The organism is Commensalibacter sp. A3DC (genome assembly GCF_047307945.1).
Lineage (GTDB): Bacteria > Pseudomonadota > Alphaproteobacteria > Acetobacterales > Acetobacteraceae > Commensalibacter > Commensalibacter melissae.
In genome coordinates, this window is record NZ_JAXOQA010000125.1 from 1 (window position 1) to 1521 (window position 1521).

The 1521-nt window shown below is 38.1% G+C and carries 1 protein-coding gene; it reads left to right on the forward strand.

What is annotated here, in order from left to right:
• Positions 1-22 precede the first annotated feature (22 nt).
• Positions 23-1521 (forward strand): OprO/OprP family phosphate-selective porin (locus U0839_RS08775; RefSeq protein WP_413550513.1); only part of this gene is annotated, 1499 nt, incomplete at its 3' end.

Below are 1521 nucleotides of genomic sequence, written 5' to 3' on the forward strand. Positions count from 1 at the left end.
AATTATATAGGGGTCATTGATAATGGTAAACAATATTGAAGCCGTACAAAGTAACCTCTCATATGGACGTAAAAAAGGGTTTTTACGATCATGTACAATGGGTATTCTTTTTTTGAAGATCTCGATTTCATTTTCTTATGCAAATGTCTATCAGACTAACCGATGGAGATCAAATATAACTCCTTTTTTAAATAAAGAAAAAGAAGAAAAAAAAGACAAAGATGAAAATGATCAACAGGCTGAATATATTTGTTATGAAAAATCCATCCGTTGCACAATGTGGAATGCGGATAGGGTCGTAAATGTTGATCCATATAAAGACCTTCATTATCAAGTAGGTTATTCAACGCTTGCCTTTCCAAAGGGAAGACCGACATTTTATTCAGCGAGTAAAAAACTTAGTATCGCTTTTGGTCTTTATATTAATTACGACATTGGGGCTTTATTAGGTCCAAATAAACGAGCAAATGGACCAAAAGTTTCAAGTTATCAAGGAACTTTACGTCGTGGACGTCCGATTATTGTTGTAAAATATACTGATTTCGCCTTAACGGTTACACCAGATATTGGACGTTTTGGACTTGAACATCATGATCTGTTCGGAGCGGATTTGAAATATACAGGTATTAAGAATCTGGTAATTGGAGGGGGTTTACTCCAACCCACTTTATCAATGTTGGATTCTGAAACTTCCAGGGGATTTTTTCTTGCAGAACGACCCATGGTTATCGATATGTTAAGAAATGTTGCCGGAGGGGAACCTCGTGCTGGTTTCAATGTTATTCATTGGGGGCAGCGATACCTTATCAGTGTTGGCTATACAGGGCAACGCGTTGGTAAAAAATTTACCAATTTTCAACAGGGGCAGAAGGGAGGCGTTTTAAGATTGGCGGGTCGTCCAATAGCTTCAAGAAATATTGATCTTCATTTGGGCGTAACAGGAACATTTGCCGTTCATGGTGAAAATAGAAAATATTCTATTGTAAGTTATAATGAATCCCGTCTTTTCCCTTCCGCGGCAGATTTTAAGACAGGAACCATCAATGGTGTCAACAGTATATGGGCTGTAGGTCCTGAATTTGCCTTACGATGGAAAAGGTTGATTTTTCAAGGGGAATATTATTCATTTTTTATGCCAAGGAAGAATGAGGGATATGGACATAATGATAATCTTCATTTTTGGGGATGGTATGGAAGTTTAAATTATGCGATTTTCGGGGCTCATCGTCATTATTTACCCTCTCGCGCTATTTTTGCAGCACCAGAAGGTTCACTGTTTAATCCTGCCGCTGGGGATTGGGGAGCTTTGGAATGGTCAGTCCGTTGGAGTTATCTGAACCTCAATAGTCATGCTGGGGATTATGAAAATAACAAATATGCAGCAGGAGTGCAAGGTGGAAAACAGAAAGTCATAGCAACGGGGTTTAACTGGTATCCGTCACCACATTTCAGGGTGATGATTGATTATAATCATATAATTTCATCACGTGCTAGAAACAATTTATGGCATTTAAGAAAAAA